We start from the raw sequence: 16,937 nt of genomic DNA on the forward strand, positions 1-16,937 counted from the left end.
GCAAAACCCGTGACCGGGTCGTACCGCGGCGCGCCCGACACGACGCGGAGCCCGGCCGCCCGAGTGGTGCTTCAACTGCAGAAGGCCGCGGGCAACGCGGCCGTCAGTGCGATGATCAGGTCGGCGGCCGAGACCCCTGCGCGACTGCAGCGGTTGCAGCGCGGCGCGATCCCGCCCCCGCCCGTTCAGCCTCGACCGGCGAACCCGGCTGCGCACCCGGGACTTCGCGCCGCCAAGGCGTCGCTTCGATCGGCGACGCACTCGATGGCGAAACATCCGCCGCCCGCGGTGAAGGCCGCAGAGGCAGCCAGGGCCGCGGCGCCGCCGGTCGGAGACCGCGAAGCACAGGCCAAGGAGGCCAAAGCCGCATCCATGGGAGCCGCGCCGCCGGGCGGCTTCGACAAGGCCGGTTTCGTCGCTGCCGTGAAGGCCGCGATAGATCGACAATCGCCCAAGACGCTGGAGGAAGCCGACGAGTTCGGCAAGTCGGGGAAGTCGGATGCGATCGCGGCTGACGTGAAGGGCAGGGTCGCTCACGGCAAGGACGCGGCGGCAAAGCCGATGGCCGAGGCATCCGCGAAGCCGCCCGATCCATCGCGAGCGGTCGAGAAAGAGGTCATCCCGATCCCCCTGGAGCCGCCGGTCGCGAAGCCCAAGATCGAGGCGGCGCAGGCTGCGCCGGCGCGGGCGCCCCCGGAGCAGACAGACCTTCGCAACGGGCCCGCAGAGACCGAACGAAAAATGGCGGATGCCGGAGTCTCCGAGGCCCAGTTCCGGCACTCGAACGAACCGGAGCTGACCGGAGCGCTCGCCGCGAAGCAGGACGCCGAGCAGCACTCGGCAACCGCGGTCGGACCGGTGCGCGAAGGTGAGGCGGCCACCATCGCTGCGGTCAAGCAGAACGCCGGCGCGGCCGGCGGAGGGACGGCGACCGCGCTGCTCGGTGCCCGCACCGCCGGGCAGGCGGGAGTCGCCGCCAAGCAGCAGCAGGCGCGCTCGAAGGACGAGCAGGAGCGCGCCGACGTCACCACGCACGTGACGGGGATCTTCGATGCGACCAAGAACGACGTCGACAACATCCTGACGGGCATCGACCCCCAGGTCGACCAGGCGTTCAAAGATGGCGAGGCCGCCGCCAAGAAGGCTTTCACCGACCAGCACACGGCCGAGATGAAGGCCTTCCGCGACAAGCGGTACTCCTACGACATGATCGGCGCTGCCAAGTGGGCCGCCGATCTTCTCCTCGGTCCGGAGCCAGAGGTCGATCGGATCTTCCAGCGGGCGCGCGCCCGGTACGAGTCCGAGATGACCAAGGTCATCAACGCCATCGCCGACCTCGTCGGGCGCGAGCTCACTCGCGCCAAGGAGCGGGTCGCAAAGGGTCGGGCCGACATCGACCGATACGTGAAGGGGCTCAAGCCCGCGCTGCAGAAGATGGGCGCGGACACCGCCAAGGACGTCGGCGGCCGGTTCGACGATCTCGTAGGAACGATCGATGAGAAGGGCCAGGCGCTCGCCGAAGATCTCGCGAACAAGTATGTCGAAGCGCGCACCGCGGTCGACGACGAGATCAAGAAGATGCAAGAGGAGAACAAAGGTCTCGTCGACAAGGCGAAGGATGCGGTCGGCGGTGCGATCGAGACGATCCTCAAACTGAAGGACATGCTCCTCGGCGTCCTCGCCCGCGCTGCGGCAGCGGTTGAGAAGATCATCAAGGACCCGATCGGCTTCCTCGGCAACCTCGTCAACGCTGTCAAGGGCGGCATCGTTCAGTTCGGAAACAACATCTTTACCCACCTCAAGACCGGCCTCCAGTCGTGGCTCTTCGGGGCGCTTTCAGACGCCGGCATCGAGTTGCCGGAGAAGTTCGATCTCAAGGGTGTGCTGAAGCTCGTCCTCTCGATCCTCGGGCTCACCTGGGACTCCATCCGCGCGAAGATCGCCGCCAAGCTGCCGCCGGGCGCGATCGAGTTCGTCGAGCAGGGGTTCACGATCGTCCAGATCCTCATCAAGGAGGGAGTCGGCGGACTGTGGAAGGTGATCCTCGAGAAAGTCGGAGACATCAAGGAGATGGTGCTGACGCAGGTGAAGGAGATGGTGTCGATCGAGATCGTCAAGGCGGGCATCGTGTGGCTCATTTCGCTGCTGAACCCGGCCTCAGCCTTCGTCAAGGCGTGCAAGATGATCTACGACGTCGTCATGTTCTTCGTCGAGAAAGCGGATCAGATCAAGGCGTTCGTCGACTCCATCCTCGACTCGGTCGAGTCGATCGCTGCAGGAGGCGTCGGTGCGGTTGCCGGCTACATCGAGAAGACCCTCGGGCGGATGGTGCCGGTGCTGATCGGCTTCCTCGCCTCGCTCCTCGGCCTCGGCGGCATCTCGGGAAAGATCAGGAAGATCCTCGAGACCGTCCAGAAGCCGGTCAACAAGGCCATCGACTGGGTGATCGGCAAAGCGGTCGCGTTCGGCAAGAAGGCGATCGCCATCGGCAAGAAGCTCTGGAACAAAGCGAAGGAGAAAGGCAAGGCCGCGTTCGGCAAGCTGAAGAAGAAGCTGGGGATCAAGGAGAAAACCCCGGAGCAGATCGAGAAGGATAAGCAGCAGCGGCTCGACAAAGGCGTCGCGGCGGGGCTCAAAGTTGTGGAACGGTTTTCAACGCGGCCCCTCCTCAAGGCTGTCGTCGCACCGCTGATGACCGCGATCCGGCTTCGCTACCGGATGGCGTCGCTGGAGCTGCTCGTCCAGGACGGTGTCTGGGCGGTCTCAGGAGCGGTGAACCCCACCAGAGTCGCCAAGTCGTCCGTCAAACCGGGCGAACAGGATAAGCACGTCGGCACCGTCGCGCCTCATGACTCCCAGCCGTCGCCGCGACCGGGCCTCTGGTCGGAGCATGTGATCCCTCGTGGCTACGCCAATGCCGTGCTGTCCGTCGGGGGAGTGGCGATCCTGACGAAGGGAGAGTATGGCAGCCTGCAAACCGTCTTGACGTACCGGACAGCTCGCAGAGACAAGGACTTCGGCCCGAATCGCGACCTCAGCTTGATCAGCGGCTTCTACGGTGGGGCCAAGGCGGTGAGAGCCGGGAAAGACTCCGACCGGGCCGCGCTCTCGACGAAGAACCTCACAAACGTGAAGAAGGCGTTCTCGATGCTGTCGAACGGAGCGGTGAAGCGGACCATAGACGCGGTCGCCACCGACTGGAATGGTCACAAATCGACGAGGGTCGACGCCGATGGCGTGGCATACCCCCTCAAGCCGGACGCGGCGACGATCACCAGTGCCGCCGCAACCGAACGCCAGCAGATCGAGGCGATCTTCGCGTCGCGTGGTATCTGATCACGTGGAGGCATGCGGTCGCAGGGCCTAGGGATGCCCTATCGCGCACACACCGCTACCCACCCGCACGCACCGAAAGACTGCCCTCCGCGGCATCCGCTCATCGACGCTGGAAAGACGCAATTCAGCGAAGGAGTCCGGGATGCCCACCTACCTTTCACCCGGTGTCTACGTGCAGGAGATCGACGCCGCGACGCGCCCGATCGAGGGCGTCGGCACCGCGGTCGCCGCTTTCATCGGCTTCGCGCCGAAGGGACCCGAGAACGCGCCCACCCTCGTGTCGAACTGGACGCAGTTCGTCGACACCTTCGGGGGCCTCGCCGAGGGCGCCTACCTGGCTTACGCCGTCTACGGCTACTTCCTCAACGGAGGCGGCAACTGCTACGTGGTGCGCATCGGCACGGCGTCCGCCGGAAACGCGAGCAGGAAGGACGCGAAGCAACTCGTGGCCGGCCCCCAGACTGCTCAGATCGGGGCGTACTCATTCACCGCGAAGACCGCCTCTGCCAACGCCAAGCCGATCAAGGTGGAGGTCGCCGATCCTGACGGGGACGGCTCCGAAGAGGGTAGCTTCAAGGTCGCTGTCACGGTCGAAGGGCGTGCGCCCGAGGTGTTCGACAACCTCTCACCCAAGCCGGAGAGCCCGCAGTTCATCGTCACCAAGCTCGCCGCCTCGAAGCTCGTCACGGTCGAGGAGGTCGATCCGGCATCGGCCGGGCTGCGGCTGCGCAACGGCACCTTCGACCTGGTCGTTCCCGAGCCGGAGTCGCAGCCCATCGTGCTCGACGACATCGGCGCAGCCGACTACATCGGCGACGCCGCGGATCGCACCGGGTTCAGCGGGCTGGAGCAGATCGAAGAAGTGACGATGGTTGCCGTGCCCGACCTGATGGCCGCGTACGAGCAGGGCTCCGTCGACCTCGAGACGGTGAAGGCGGTGCAGCTCGCGGTCATCGCGCACTGCGAGCTCATGGGCGACCGCATGGCCATCCTCGACCCGCCGCCGCAGCTTTCTGCGCAGGATGCGGTGAGATGGCGGCGGATCGAGGCGGGATACGACTCGAAGTTCGCGGCGCTCTACTACCCGTGGATCAAGGTGCTCGATCCCATGTCGGGAACGAACCGGGTCATCCCGCCGTCTGGGCACATCGCCGGCGTGTGGGCCCGTAACGACAATGAGCGCGGAGTGCACAAGGCGCCCGCGAACGAGGTCATCCGCGGCGCGCTCGAGCCTCAGACGCAGCTGACACGCACCGAACAGGAGCTGCTCAACCCGATCGGAGTCAACGCGATCCGCAGCTTCCCCGGGCGAGGGGTGCGTGTCTGGGGTGCTCGCACGCTCTCGAGCGACCCGGCGTGGCGGTACGTGAACGTGCGCCGGCTGTTCAACTACCTCGAGAAGTCGATCCTGGCCGCGACCCAGTTCGCGGTCTTCGAGCCGAACGACCCGGCACTGTGGGGCAAGCTCACCCGCTCGATATCGAGCTTCCTGATCGGCGAGTGGCGAAAGGGCGCGCTGTTCGGGCGTTCAGCCGATGAGGCGTTCTTCGTGAAGTGCGACGACGAGACGAACCCGGCCGACGTCATCGACGCGGGCCAGGTCATCTGCCAGATCGGCGTGGCTCCCGTGAAGCCCGCGGAGTTCGTCGTGTTCCAACTGTCGCAATTCTCGGGCGGCACGAGCCTGGTCACCGAGTGATCGACGATCGCAACCACTAGGAGCTAGACATGGCACTTGCAGATTCCTTCGACTCCTCACCGGCCTACGCCTTCAAGGTCACGATCGACGGCATCGAGATCCCCAAGGTGACCGAGGTGTCGGGCCTGAAGAACGAGGTCGACAAGATCGAGCTGAAACAGCAGCTCGCCGACGGCAAGTACGTCGCGCGGCAGCTGATCGGACGCGCCAAGACGGGGGAGTTCACAGTGACGCGCGGACTCACCGACTCCAAGACGATCTCGGACTGGCTGAAAGTGGTGATGAAGGGCGACGTCGCCGGCGCCCGGAAGAACGCGTCCGTCGAGTTGCTCGATTACGAGGGCGGCACGCTCAAGAAGTACGAGTTCCGCAACTGCTGGGTGCGAGTCGTCGAGATCAACTCGCTCAAGGCCGGTGCGACCGAGCAGGCGACCGAGAAGTTCACCGTCTGCTTCGACGAGTCCGAGGTGACCTGATGCAGCGGGTGCTGGCGACGCGGTCGGGTCGGCCCGAAGCCGAGAACGCCGAAGGCGCGCCCCCGTCCACGACATCCGTGACCGACGACGGCGCCATGCGCACCGAGTTCGCTTTCGAGCTCCCGCGTGGCTACGTCGGAGCCGACGGCACGGTGCACCGCCGTGGGGTCATGCGGCTGGCGACGGCCCGTGACGAACTGCTCCCGCTTTACGACGCCCGCGTGCAGGAGAATCCCGCCTTCACGACTGTCGTGCTTCTGGGGCGGGTGATCACCTCGCTCGGTTCGCTCGGCACGGTGGACGGCTCGGTGATCGAGAACATGTTCGCGTCGGACGTCGCGTTCCTGCAGGACTTCTACCGCCGCATCAACGCCGAGGGCCACACGCGCATCGCGGTCACATGCCCGGAGTGCTCGCACCGTTTCACGGCCGATCTTGCGGGCGGTCGCCTGGGGGAATCATGACGTACTCGGCCGACCGCATCCATGAAGAGGTCGCGTACGTCGCCTATCACTTCCACTGGTCGCTCGACGACATCCTCGACATGGAGCACACGGAGCGCCTGCGCTATGTGCGCGAGATCGCAGCGATCAACACGCGGATGAGCGAAGGCGGCTGAGACGTGCGGTGGCCGTGGCAGCGATCCGAGGAGCGGATGACGGATGCCGCTCCTCGCGTCTCGGCGACGGCCGGGGGTGTACCATCCCGCGCCGAGCGGATCGTGCCCCCCGCGGGGTGGGCGTTCCTGCCGCCGCTGCAACGACAGATCTCCGATGTCGCGCCGACCGCGATGCGGCCGGCCTTCCTGGCCTCGCTGCCGACCCGCGTCGTGCCGGCGCTGCTCGGGAGCATGGGGCATCTCGTCGACGACGGGGCGCCGTCAGGGACGATCGCCATCGACGACGGCGCGCCGGCAGCCCCGGTGCAGCGCGCGGCCGTGACCGAGCTGAGCCTGCGGCGTGCCTCTGCTCCGGCTCCGGTGCGTGCCCTGCCGCAAGCAGGGGTCGGTGCCGAAGGCGTCGGCGCGGCGACACGACGGGACGCGTTGGCGGTGGTGGATGCGGCAGCGGCGCAGTCGTCTGACCAGCCTGCGGACGCGGGCGCCGGTCCATCCGCAGACACGGACGGCGGCGCACTCGAGTTCTCGTCGGACGCGAGCGAGATCCCGGTCGTGCACCCGTCAGCCCCCGGGGGGCCGAGCGCACCGAGCGGCTTCGACCACTCCTCCGCGCCGCTGCCTGGCGCCTCGCTGCTCCAGCGACGGGCGCCGTCCGGTGGCGCGGCGGCGGCGTCGTCGTCAGAGCCGGCAGTTCCACTGATGCTGTCGCCGGACGCCGCGGATTCTCCTTCCGCGTCCATACAGCGTCGAGCCGTGTCGGAGCCTGTTCCGGCCGGAGAGGATCCCCAGCCTATGGTTCCCCTTCAGAGGGTGGCAGCTGTCGGCCCACCGGCTGCGACCCCGATGCGGCGGGCCGGACTGGGCGCTCCTCTTCGCGTGCCGGCACCGGCCGGCTCACCGACGGGCCAACCCGCACTGACCGTCTCGCCGGTGCAGAGACGATCCGAGCCGGGGTCACCGCTCGCACTCCCGACGTCTCACGCCCCCGAGGCTGGAAGCGCGGTGACCGCGCCCACGGCCGTGCCGGAAGAAGCTGTGTCGGGCACCGTAGAGGGCGAGGTCACGGAAGCGACCGCAGAGCAGATTTTCTTGCGTTCCGGTGAAGACGACGTACACCTGATCGCTGCCGATGGGGCTGAGGCTCCAGCCGATGCACCCGGGGGTGCAGAATCGACCGTCGTCCAACGCGACCTGATCGTCGCCGCGGCGCACCGTCTGGTCCACGACGCATCCGGTTTCCCACCGCCGCCCGCTTCATCGCCGTCACCTGATTCGGCGCCGCCCCCCGCCACAGCATCGACGCTGCTCGCGCCGCATGGGCGGCTCACCCGCGTCAGCACCCCGTTCGAGCAGAGTCCATCTTCGGAACCGGGGCGAATCGTGCCGATCGTCGCGGCGCGTAGCATCGCTCCTGCGATCAGTCCGCTCCCACTCGGTCGGGCGATTGCGTCAGGCCGGGCTCACAGAGTCGTCGCCGCGCGTGCGATCGCGCCAGGCGCGACCGTCGGCGGAGGCCTAGCGCCCGCCGTGATCGGCGAAAAAGCCTCTGGCGAAGGATCGGTCCGGGTCACGGGGTCCTCACCCCGCACGATCGAGAGCAGCTCTGACGAGCCGACAACCGCCGCACGCGAGTCGCGCCCAAGTGTGAAGACGCCGGTTCCGGTCGGGGCCGTTCCGATCCAGCGAGCAGTTTTCAGCGGCGAGGCGGACCGTGACGCCGCGCCTCCGGCTCACGCGACCACGACGTCCGACTCCGCGTTCGTGGAGTCCGCGACGCCGGGCGAGGCGGCAGCGATGACTTCATCGCCGGCCACAGCGCCGCGGCAACGAGTGTCGGTGGCCCGTTCGATCACCGCGCCCTCGCCCACGGAGCCGTCGGCTGCGACGAACGCAACGGGTTCGGCCGCGCCGGCATCCCCCGCTGCGGTCACGTCCGTGCGGACGGGCACGGCCGCTGCTGTCTGGGTGCCGGCCCCGATCACGACCCGGCGCGGGCAGCCGAGTGTCGCCGCGTCCGTCCCGGTGCAGCGCACGTTCGGCCTTCCCACCAGCCTTCCCTCACGCCCGTCGGCACCTGACCTCTCGTCCCTCGCGCCCCCGATGCCGTCAACCCCGGACCTGTCCTCCCTGGCGTCGCGCGCGCCGGATCTCCCGTCGGCCGATGAGCTCCGGTCTCGTGCCACCGAAGCAGTGCCGGAGGCATCGGATGCGGCGCGTTCCGCGTCGGACACGCTGACGCGGGCGGGGCAGGCGCTGTCCACCGCGGGGGAGGCGGCCACCGCTGGAGCCCCCGACAACGTCGAACAGCTCGTGCGCAAGCTCTACGGCCCACTCGTGCGCCGGATCAAGGCTGAACTGCTGCTCGACCGTGAGCGACGCGGCATTCGCATCGACGGGATCTAAGGCACGGGGAGGGGGAACCATGCTCACCGACACCGAGATCGCCGTCGGCGTGCACTACCTCGTGCACCTCGACGAGCAGGACCTCGGGGACTTCTCGAGCTGTGACGGCATCGGCGTGGAAGTCGTGCTGGAGTCGCGCGAAGAGGGCGGCAACAACGGATTCATCTGGCAGTTTCCGACGCGGTTGAAGTATCCGAACATCAAGCTCACCCGGCCGGTGAGCAAGCAGTCCGCCGACAAGATCCTGAACTGGGTCGTCGCCGCCGTCTCGGGCTTCTCGCGAGGCACAGGTCACATCGAGGCGAAGACCGCTGACGGTCAGACCGTCGCGACGTACGACCTGCATGACGTCATCCCCGTGCGCTGGAGCGGACCGAGTCTGAACGCCGACCAGCCGAAGGTGCTCACCGAGACGCTCGAGATCGCCCACAACGGGTTCGTCAACACCGGATCGACCTACTGAGGCGCAACCATGCCCATCACCAACACCGCTTCCGACACGAAGAGCCTCGTTCACGCTGCGATCGACGTGCATGAGCCTGGACAGACCCCGGGCAAGGTCGGTGCGCTCCTCACCACGATCGAGTTCCAGTTGAACCCCAAGGAGCTGACCATCGCCAAGTCGGCGAAATGGGAGAGCAAGAACCAGAAGAAGGCGGCATCCGCGCCTCCCGCGACCTATCAGGGTCCCGACCCGCAGAAGATGAGCGTCGAGATGTACTTCGACGAGACGCGTCAACGGGACGGCAGCGTCGTGAAGAACGTCGAGGCGCTGTTCCAGGCGTGCACACCGACGAGTGCGTCGAAGGACGGTGACAAGCCGTCGGCCCCGTGGGTGAAGTTCACCTGGGGAGTGCTCACGGGATTCGTCGGCTACATCAAGAGCGTGTCGGCGAAGTACACGCTCTTCTCGCCCGACGGCAAGCCGCTCCGAGCGGTCTGCACGGTCGCTCTCGAGGAATTGGCGAACGAGCCGAAGAAGCAGAATCCCACGTCAGGGGGCCTGCAGCCCCGCCATGCGCACACGCTCCGCGAGGGCGACTCGCTCGCGGCCATCGCCTATCAGGAGTATGGCAACCCGGCGCACTGGCGCACGCTCGCTGAGGTCAACGGCATCGATGACCCGCTCCGCCTGCGCCCGGGGCGCATCGTGCTCATTCCCACCCTCGAGGAGCTGTCGCACAGTGAGGGCCGCGAGACCGCTCGGCGGGAGGTGCTCCGTGCCCGCCTCCACTGAGACCTACACGAGCCTTCTGCTCGTCTCGGTCGGGGGAGATCCTCTCCCTCCGGCGGTCGCGAGCCTGCTCGAGCGTAGCCGGATGACGGATGCGGCGAACCTTCCGGACTCGTTCGAGCTCGAGTTCGTCGACTCCGCCGGGATCGTGCTCGAACAGGGCGGCTTCGCCATCGGGGCCGCCGTCACGCTCGCCGTCTCCCAGAACGGGGGCGACGGACCCCGGAAACTGCTCGACGCCGAGGTCACCGCCCTGGACCGCGAGGACGTGAGCGGGGAGCTGCGCACGCGCGTGCGCGGCCTCGACCCGTCGCACCGCCTGTTCCGTGGCCGCCGGGTCGCGGCCTACGTCGACATGTCGGTCGCCGACATCGTGCAGAAGGTGGCCCAGCGCGCCGGAATCAAAGTCGGCTCGGTCAGCGGGCCAGCCACGATCATGGCGCACACGACGCAGGACAACATCACCGACTGGGTGTTCCTGAAGCGGCTCGCGGACGCGTCCGGGTGCGTGTTCTCGGTCGTCGACAAGAAGCTGCAGTTCGGCCCACCGACGAACGCATCCACGGCTGGGTCGAGCGCGGCGAACGCCGACGACGATCCAGTGGTCGTCGAGCACGGGCGCAACACGACGTATCTGCACGCGACCATCACCAGCGCCGAGCAGGTCTCGGAAGTCGAGGTGCGGGGATGGGATGTCGCGTCCAAGGCGAAGGTCGTCGCGACGGCACCCGCGAAGACGAGAACGACGGAGCTGCCGACGATCGACCCGTCGAAGGTCGCCGACGTGTTCGAGAGTCCCCGCTACGTCAGCGGTGCCGGCGTCGGCGCGCAGCAGCCGCAGGATCGGCTCGCCGAGGCGATCGCCGCACGCATCGCCGGCGGCTTCGCAGAGGTCGAGGCGCAGATCCTCGGCAATCCGCTGATCCGTTCCGGCGTGGCCATACGGCTCCGGGGGTTCGGCGTGCCTTTCGACGGCCGCTACACGGTCACCGAGTCCCGGCACGAGTTCAGCTCCGAGCAGGGGTACACGACGACTCTCACCGTCAGCGACGCATCCGACCGCTCGCTGCTCGGGGTGGGCTCACGCCCGGAGGGCGCCGCTGTCGGGCTCACGGTGCCGGGTGTCGTCAGCGCCTTGGTCAGCGACGTGTCCGGGAGCGACGCCGGGCACGACGGGCGGGTGCGGCTCACCTTCCCCTCGCTCTCCGACGACTACGTGAGCGGGTGGGCGAGACTCGCACAGCCGGGCGCCGGCGCCGAGCGTGGCGCGGTCATCTTGCCTGAGGTCGGCGACGAGGTGCTCGTCGCATTCGAGGCGGGGCGTTTCGACCGTCCCGTCGTGCTCGGCGGGCTCTACAACGGCAAGGACCTGCCCCAGGGCGGCTGGGGTTCGTTCGTCGAGTCGGGCAGCGTGGTCAGACGCAGTTTCACCTCCCGCACCGGCATGGTGGCAGAGTTCCTCGAACGCGCGGGGGAGGAATCCGTCCGCATCTCCTCGAACGGGGGCGCACAGCACGTCACCCTCACACAGACCGCGGAGAAGGGCATCCAGATCGTCGCCGAGGGATCGGTCTCGGTCGTCGCCAAACGGGACGCGACGGTCACCGTCGACGGCGACGCGACCGTGACCGCCGGCCAGGGCGCCATCTCCCTCGCGGCAATGAATATCGCGCTCGACGCGTCGTCCGAGCTCACCATCTCGGCCCCGAAGGTGAAGGTCGACGGATCGGCGACGCTCGATCTCACCGGGGCCGCAGTCGCCGTGAAGGCGGCGGGCTCCGCCGAACTCTCGGCATCCGGCGTGACCGTCGTCAAGGGCGGCATGGTCAAGATCAACTGAGGAGACATCGATGTCGCAGGAGTTCGTCGGCAGAGGCTGGTCGTTCCCCGTGCGCGCCGACGCGGCAGGGCGCATCGCGCTCTCGTCGGACGCGCACGAGATCGAAGAGAGCATTCGGCTGATCCTGGCTACCGCACCCGGCGAGCGACCGATGCGACCGGAATTCGGATGCGCAGTGCACGACTACGTCTTCGCGCCGGCAGATGCGGCGACGGCCGGTGCCGTCGGCGACGCCGTTCGTGTCGCACTCGCGTTCTGGGAGCCGCGGATCGACGTGACCGGTGTCACCGTGACCTTCGATCGGACCGACGACGGCGTCCTGCTCATCGACATCGGCTACGCGATCCGCGGTTCCAACGACCCTCGCAATCTCGTGTTCCCGTTCTACGTGATTCCCGACCGCGCATCGGAGCGACTGCCATGACCCTTCCTGTTCCGCGTCTCGACGACCGCCGGTTCCAGGACCTCGTCGACGACGCAAAGCGCCTCGTCGCCGCACGGTGTCCCGAGTGGTCGGATCACAATGTCTCCGACCCCGGCGTGACCCTTATCGAGACGTTCGCATTCATGACCGATGAGCTCCTCTACCGCCTGAATCGGGTACCCGACAAGCTGTACATCGCCTTCCTCGACCTCATCGGCACGACGCTCTTCCCGCCGACGGCCGCGCGAGCCGATCTCGTGTTCTGGCTCGCCGCGCCCAGGGATGACGTGATCATCGTGCCGGAGCACACCGAGGTCGGCACACCCCGCACCGAGCAGACTGAATCGACCGTGTTCCAGACGACGGCGGACCTCGCCATCCCGCCGCGGAGGCTCGCCCGCATCGGCACCCGGTCGGGCGAGGAGCTCACGGTGCGAGGCGCCCGGCCGGGCGTGGATTCCTTCGACGCGTTCGCGAATCCGCCGAAGGTCGGCGACGAGTTCCTTCTCGGATTGGACGAGCCGGCACCCGGACTGGCGGTCGGGCTCCAGCTGGACTGCGCGGTGCGTGGGGTCGGCGTGGATCCCCTGGATCCACCCACCGTCTGGGAGTCGTGGAATGGCACGGGCTGGTCGCGGTGCGATCTCGTCTCGGACCGCACGGGCGGACTCAACCAGCCGGGCGAAATCGTCGTCATCGTGGCGCGCGACCACGTCGCATCCCTCATCGGAGAGGAACGCGCCGGATGGCTGCGGTGCCGGATCATCGAACGCGACGAGGGGGTTCCGCGATACAAGTCGCCGCCGCTGGTCCGCGAGGCGTCGGCCGCGACGGTGGGCGCGGTGGTGCAGGCCATGCATGCTCGCACGATCGACGACGAGATTCTCGGCCTCTCGGAAGGCGTGCCCGGTCAGTCGTTCGAGCTTCAGGAACGACCCGTGGTCGACGACGGCGAGCCGTTCGTCGTCGAGGTCGGCTCCGGAAGCGGATGGGACGACTGGATCGAGATCGACTCCTTCGCCGGATCGGAGGAAGAGGGCCGCAATGTGATGGTCGACCGAGCGCGGGCGATCGTGACGTTCCCGCCCGCCGTCCGGGAGCCGGACGGCACTCTGCGCACTTACGGCGGCGTCCCGCCGAAGGGAGCGCCCCTGCGGGTACCGCGGTACCGCGTCGGAGGTGGGCGGAGCGGCAACGTCGCCGCGGGATCGCTCTCGGTGCTGCGGTCGACGGTGCCGTATGTGCGGGGCGCCGAGAACCGCGCGGCCGCACACGACGGCACCGACGGCGAGACCGTCGACGAGGCGAAGGTGCGCGGGCCGCTCGCGCTGCGCACCCGCGATCGCGCCGTGACGCTCGAGGACTACGAGCAGCTCGCCAAGCGCGCCGCGCCCGGGGTGGCGCGCGCCCACGCGGTCGCCGCGCCGGAAGCGCTCGGAGTGCGCCTGCTGGTCGTGCCCACTGCCGCGATCGGAAGCGACGGCCGCATCGAGTTCGAGGACCTGGTACCTGGCGCCCAACTTCTCGGCGCCATCGCCGAAGAGCTCGAACCGCGGAGGCTCGCGGGTACGCGGCTGTTGATCGAAGGGCCCGACTACCAGGGCATCACCGTGGTCGCGAAGCTCGTCGCCCATCCGAGGGTGGCCGTCGATCGACTCCGCGCCGATGCCCTCGCGGCGCTGTATCGCTATTTCGATCCGATCCGGGGCGGGTCGAAGGGTACGGGCTGGCCTTTCGGCAGACCCGTCCTCGCGGGGGAGGTGTACTCGGTACTGCAGTCGCTGCCCGGCACGGAGCTTGTCGATGAGGTTCTGCTCTTCACGGCGGACCCCGCAACAGGCAGGCGCGGCGAGCCCGCACAGCGGATCGAGATCGGAACGAACGCGCTGGTATTCAGTTTCGAGCACCGCGTTCGCGTGATGGCGGGTGTCTGACATGCGCGGCATCGTCCCGCGGCTCGCGAGCCCCGCACCGATGATCACCCGGCTTCCCGCCATTCTGCAGGAGGATGAGTTCCTCAACCGGGCGCTGCCCGCCTTCGACGACGCCATAGCGCCGGTGTTCGCCACGCTCGACAACCTCGAAGCGTACATCCGGCCCGCGTACGCGCCACCCGACTTCCTGGAGTGGCTCGGCGGCTGGGTAAATGTCGCGATCGACGAGGAGTGGCCCGAAGCGCAACGGCGCCGCATCGTCGCCGACGCGGCGCGGCTGCACCGGCGTGTGGGAACTGTCGGAGGTATCCACGACGCCCTGCGACTCGCTGCCGGTCCCGATGCTGTCGTCGAGGTGACGGAGTCAGGGGGCACGTCGTGGTCGACCGAACCGGGTGCGTCACTGCCCGGCGCGGACGACCCCGCGCTCGTCATCACGATCACCGTGGCGGGCGGCGACCCTGCGGAACTGGCGCGGCGACTGGAGCGCGTGGCGGCGAGCGTCGTGCCGGCGTACCTGCCGACACATCTTGAGGTCTCCGTGACCGAACGTTCTCGCTGACCAGGGCTCAGTCCACCCCGAGCGCGACACGCATGCTGCGGTATCCCTCCTCCGTGCGGGCCGCGGCTACGACGTCACCCGATCTGCGGTGTACCAGTACGAGGGTGCGCCAGGACTCGTCGAGCCAGGGGTCGATCTCCACGGCACGGCTTGCGGCCGCGACCGCGGCGCGGGCGTCACCGAGGCGCAGCTCGAGGTGCGCCAACGACGACGCAGCCTCTGCTGCGCGTACTCGGTAGCGCTCGCGCGCGCCCGTCACCCACTCGGCCGGCCCGTCTTCGGGGAGCACGTCCCCGACATACCGGGCAAGCGCGCTGCGCAGGCCGTCGGCCGCGGCGCCGGAGTCGCGCCGCACCTTGGCGGCGGCCGCTTCGGCGAGTCGATCGTCGAAGTCCGCGAGGTCGCAGTCGTGACGGTCGCCGAGGCCGAGGCGGTATGCCTCGCCCACCCGCTCGACGATGGATACCGCCGCGCCGACCATCTCGGCGGGAAGTGAGCGTCGCAGGCTTGAGACGCTCACGTGCAGGGCGTGCACGGCTGAGTCGAGGCCGAGGTCGGCCCACAGGATGTCGGCGATGAGTTCGCGGTGCACGGGTGCGCCGGCGTTGAGGGCGAGCATCCGCAGCAGGGCACGCGCCTGGGGGCGCACGATCCTGAGGTCGATCTCGGCCCCGTCCGCGCAGAGGCGGAATCCGCCGAAGCAGCTGACGGTGAGATGGGGAGAGCGCGGATCAGCTTCCGCAGCCGGGGCCGCGGTGGCTTCGCCGGCCAGCGCCCCGCGGACCAAGGCGGTCGGCAGCCGGGGCAGCCCCGCATCCATCGCGCGCCGCCGGGCGGATGCGGTGAGAGCCGGCACGCTGGTGGCCGGCCCCACGCGGGCGCGGGCGACGTCGATGAACGCGCGGACTCCATCGAGGCCGGTTGCTATCGATGCGGTTTCGGCGTCGATGATCTGACGACGGGCGTCAACGGAGCCGGATGCCGCGGCCAAGAGCGCCCCGGCCGCGCGAGGCCACGCCGCGACGTCCGTGAGCTCCAGTCGCTCGAGCCGTGTGGTGAGCGCACTCGCCTGTACAGCCGTGGCCCGCCCCCGTCGTGCGCGGACAACGAACTGCAGTCCGGCTGTGACGGCAGCGCCTGTGGCCTCGCCGCGCGCATCGCACTCCGCGATGACCTCTGGAGCGGACCGGTCGGGGAGATCGGATGTCGCAGCGACGGCACCACGGACGACGCGCGCCTGCGCGTCGCGCCCGAGTGCGACGCAATCGCGCTCCAGTGCGGCGAGCGCATCGAGCGTCGTCTCGCGTGGGACGAGCTGCTCGCGGATCATCAGGAGCGCAAGACGCGCCATCGGATGGGGCGAGTCGCTGGCGGGCGTTCGCAACGCGAGCTGCAGGAGCGGCACGGCGCCCACCACATCACCGCGGCGGAGTCGCGTCATCGCGTCGTCGAAGGCCGTCGACCAGGGCCCGACCGGCACTCCGATCGGCGGTGGCGACGCCAGCGCGATCTCCGGGTCCAATCCGGCCCGTGCGCGCAGATGTCGGCGCAGAATCGGCGGCAGTACCCGAGATCCGAACTGTCTCACGTGCATGACGGCTCCGCCGTCGACGGCTTCGAGAAGCTCCGTCGCCGAATCAGCACCCAGCAATCTGGCACAAGTGCCGAATTCCAGCGTGGGAAGGGCGCTCGTGCGTTCGAGCGACCGCACGACTCGGGGAGGGAGTGCGCGCAGAGCCCGCTCGAGTCGAAGCGCCGCGAAGTCGCCCTGCAGTGCGACTTCGACGGCGTTCTCGAGCGCCTCGGCATCGATGAATCGTGACTGGATTGCGAGGTCGTGCACCGGCCCCGCCCAGCCGGATGTCTCGAACACCACGTGAGAAGCGGTCTCGAGCGGTAGAGCGTGGCCGCCGACCGCCAGGAAGGCTTCGGCGACCTCGTCGATGCGCAGCACGAGGTCCGGCGCGCTGACAACGTCGGGCTCGGTCGCGCACGCGTTGGTGAGCTCCGTGCTGAGCGGGAGGCGCGAAGCGAGGATGACGTGGTGTTCAGAGTCGCAGCGGGCGGCTATCCGTTCAAGCGCCGGTTCGTCTCGCGTGCCGGTTGCGATCTGCACGTCGTCGATCGCGAGTGTGGTGAACGCCTCAGCGCCTTCGAAGCCGGCGATCGCCACATCGAGTGCGGCACTCAGGCCCGAAGGATCGCGACACGCTCGGCCGAGATGGATGATCACGGCGTGGTCGCGAGACTTGCTCAACCGACGCAGGAGCGTCGACTTGCCTGCGCCGCTCGGCGCCACGACGAACACGCACGGTTCTTGGAGACGGCGCTCCAGGCGCGCCGGGACCACTTCCCGTCCGCTGTCCTGCTCGAGGCCCGCAACCCCCGGCTGACGCACTGGCGACCCCCT

14 protein-coding genes are annotated in these 16,937 nt (G+C 68.5%); 12 read left to right on the forward strand and 2 right to left on the reverse strand.

Annotated elements, in window-relative coordinates:
- Positions 1-264 precede the first annotated feature (264 nt).
- From WYM_RS19920 to WYM_RS21750, 5 genes are all read left to right on the forward strand, one after another.
- Positions 265-3,336 (forward strand): phage tail protein, encoded by a 3,072-nt coding sequence (locus WYM_RS19920; RefSeq protein WP_237739394.1) that lies wholly within the window; start codon positions 265-267, stop codon positions 3,334-3,336.
- Between the two features lie 142 nt (positions 3,337-3,478).
- Positions 3,479-5,035 (forward strand): phage tail sheath family protein, encoded by a 1,557-nt coding sequence (locus WYM_RS10700; RefSeq protein ID WP_019180828.1) that lies wholly within the window; start codon positions 3,479-3,481, stop codon positions 5,033-5,035.
- A 29-nt stretch (positions 5,036-5,064) separates the two neighbouring features.
- Positions 5,065-5,511: a phage tail protein gene (locus tag WYM_RS10705; RefSeq protein WP_019180829.1), complete on the forward strand. Its 447-nt coding sequence runs from the start codon at positions 5,065-5,067 to the stop codon at positions 5,509-5,511.
- On the forward strand, positions 5,511-5,975 hold the full coding sequence (locus tag WYM_RS10710; protein ID WP_019180830.1) for a hypothetical protein: 465 nt from the start codon (positions 5,511-5,513) through the stop codon (positions 5,973-5,975). The genes WYM_RS10705 and WYM_RS10710 overlap by 1 nt, the downstream gene beginning before the upstream one ends.
- Positions 5,972-6,130, forward strand: coding sequence for a DUF6760 family protein (locus WYM_RS21750; RefSeq protein WP_019180831.1), 159 nt, complete (start codon positions 5,972-5,974; stop codon positions 6,128-6,130). The genes WYM_RS10710 and WYM_RS21750 overlap by 4 nt, the downstream gene beginning before the upstream one ends.
- Before the next feature lie 1,730 nt (positions 6,131-7,860).
- Here WYM_RS21750 and WYM_RS10725 read toward each other — a convergent pair.
- Complete coding sequence (locus WYM_RS10725) at positions 7,861-8,178, reverse strand: hypothetical protein (protein WP_157525088.1); 318 nt, start codon at positions 8,176-8,178, stop codon at positions 7,861-7,863.
- Positions 8,179-8,230: 52 nt separating this feature from the next.
- Here WYM_RS10725 and WYM_RS10730 point away from each other — a divergent pair, with 52 nt between their 5' ends.
- From WYM_RS10730 to WYM_RS10760, 7 genes are read left to right on the forward strand one after another with little or no spacing between them, the layout of a single operon-like run.
- Positions 8,231-8,533: a hypothetical protein gene (locus WYM_RS10730; RefSeq protein ID WP_157525090.1), complete on the forward strand. Its 303-nt coding sequence runs from the start codon at positions 8,231-8,233 to the stop codon at positions 8,531-8,533.
- Between the two features lie 19 nt (positions 8,534-8,552).
- Positions 8,553-8,996, forward strand: a complete 444-nt coding sequence (locus WYM_RS10735) for a phage tail protein (protein ID WP_019180835.1) — start codon at positions 8,553-8,555, stop codon at positions 8,994-8,996.
- Between the two features lie 9 nt (positions 8,997-9,005).
- Positions 9,006-9,770, forward strand: a complete 765-nt coding sequence (locus tag WYM_RS19925) for a LysM peptidoglycan-binding domain-containing protein (protein WP_019180836.1) — start codon at positions 9,006-9,008, stop codon at positions 9,768-9,770.
- Positions 9,754-11,607, forward strand: coding sequence for a VgrG-related protein (locus tag WYM_RS10745; protein ID WP_019180837.1), 1,854 nt, complete (start codon positions 9,754-9,756; stop codon positions 11,605-11,607). Before WYM_RS19925 ends, WYM_RS10745 begins: the two co-directional genes overlap by 17 nt.
- 10 nt (positions 11,608-11,617) lie before the next feature.
- Positions 11,618-12,031: a GPW/gp25 family protein gene (locus WYM_RS10750; RefSeq protein WP_019180838.1), complete on the forward strand. Its 414-nt coding sequence runs from the start codon at positions 11,618-11,620 to the stop codon at positions 12,029-12,031.
- Positions 12,028-13,965: a putative baseplate assembly protein gene (locus WYM_RS10755; RefSeq protein WP_019180839.1), complete on the forward strand. Its 1,938-nt coding sequence runs from the start codon at positions 12,028-12,030 to the stop codon at positions 13,963-13,965. The genes WYM_RS10750 and WYM_RS10755 overlap by 4 nt, the downstream gene beginning before the upstream one ends.
- 1 nt (position 13,966) lies before the next feature.
- On the forward strand, positions 13,967-14,527 hold the full coding sequence (locus WYM_RS10760; RefSeq protein WP_019180840.1) for a phage tail protein: 561 nt from the start codon (positions 13,967-13,969) through the stop codon (positions 14,525-14,527).
- A 7-nt stretch (positions 14,528-14,534) separates the two neighbouring features.
- On the opposite strand, the gene WYM_RS10765 is transcribed toward WYM_RS10760, so the two are convergent.
- Positions 14,535-16,835 (reverse strand): BTAD domain-containing putative transcriptional regulator, encoded by a 2,301-nt coding sequence (locus WYM_RS10765; RefSeq protein WP_019180841.1) that lies wholly within the window; start codon positions 16,833-16,835, stop codon positions 14,535-14,537.
- Between the last annotated feature and the right edge of the window lie 102 nt (positions 16,836-16,937).

The sequence above is a fragment of the Microbacterium yannicii PS01 genome, from assembly GCF_000304335.1.
Taxonomy (GTDB): Bacteria; Actinomycetota; Actinomycetes; order Actinomycetales; family Microbacteriaceae; genus Microbacterium; species Microbacterium yannicii_A.

What these genes read in the sequence shown, in the direction of transcription:
- WYM_RS19920 (WP_237739394.1), top strand. Translation starts at nt 265, where the DNA reads ATGGCGAAACATCCGCCGCCCGCGGTGAAGGCCGCAGAGGCAGCCAGG.
- WYM_RS10700 (WP_019180828.1), top strand. Translation starts at nt 3,479, where the DNA reads ATGCCCACCTACCTTTCACCCGGTGTCTACGTGCAGGAGATCGACGCC.
- WYM_RS10705 (WP_019180829.1), top strand. Translation starts at nt 5,065, where the DNA reads ATGGCACTTGCAGATTCCTTCGACTCCTCACCGGCCTACGCCTTCAAG.
- WYM_RS10710 (WP_019180830.1), top strand. Translation starts at nt 5,511, where the DNA reads ATGCAGCGGGTGCTGGCGACGCGGTCGGGTCGGCCCGAAGCCGAGAAC.
- WYM_RS21750 (WP_019180831.1), top strand. Translation starts at nt 5,972, where the DNA reads ATGACGTACTCGGCCGACCGCATCCATGAAGAGGTCGCGTACGTCGCC.
- WYM_RS10730 (WP_157525090.1), top strand. Translation starts at nt 8,231, where the DNA reads ATGCCGTCAACCCCGGACCTGTCCTCCCTGGCGTCGCGCGCGCCGGAT.
- WYM_RS10735 (WP_019180835.1), top strand. Translation starts at nt 8,553, where the DNA reads ATGCTCACCGACACCGAGATCGCCGTCGGCGTGCACTACCTCGTGCAC.
- WYM_RS19925 (WP_019180836.1), top strand. Translation starts at nt 9,006, where the DNA reads ATGCCCATCACCAACACCGCTTCCGACACGAAGAGCCTCGTTCACGCT.
- WYM_RS10750 (WP_019180838.1), top strand. Translation starts at nt 11,618, where the DNA reads ATGTCGCAGGAGTTCGTCGGCAGAGGCTGGTCGTTCCCCGTGCGCGCC.
- WYM_RS10755 (WP_019180839.1), top strand. Translation starts at nt 12,028, where the DNA reads ATGACCCTTCCTGTTCCGCGTCTCGACGACCGCCGGTTCCAGGACCTC.
- WYM_RS10760 (WP_019180840.1), top strand. Translation starts at nt 13,967, where the DNA reads ATGCGCGGCATCGTCCCGCGGCTCGCGAGCCCCGCACCGATGATCACC.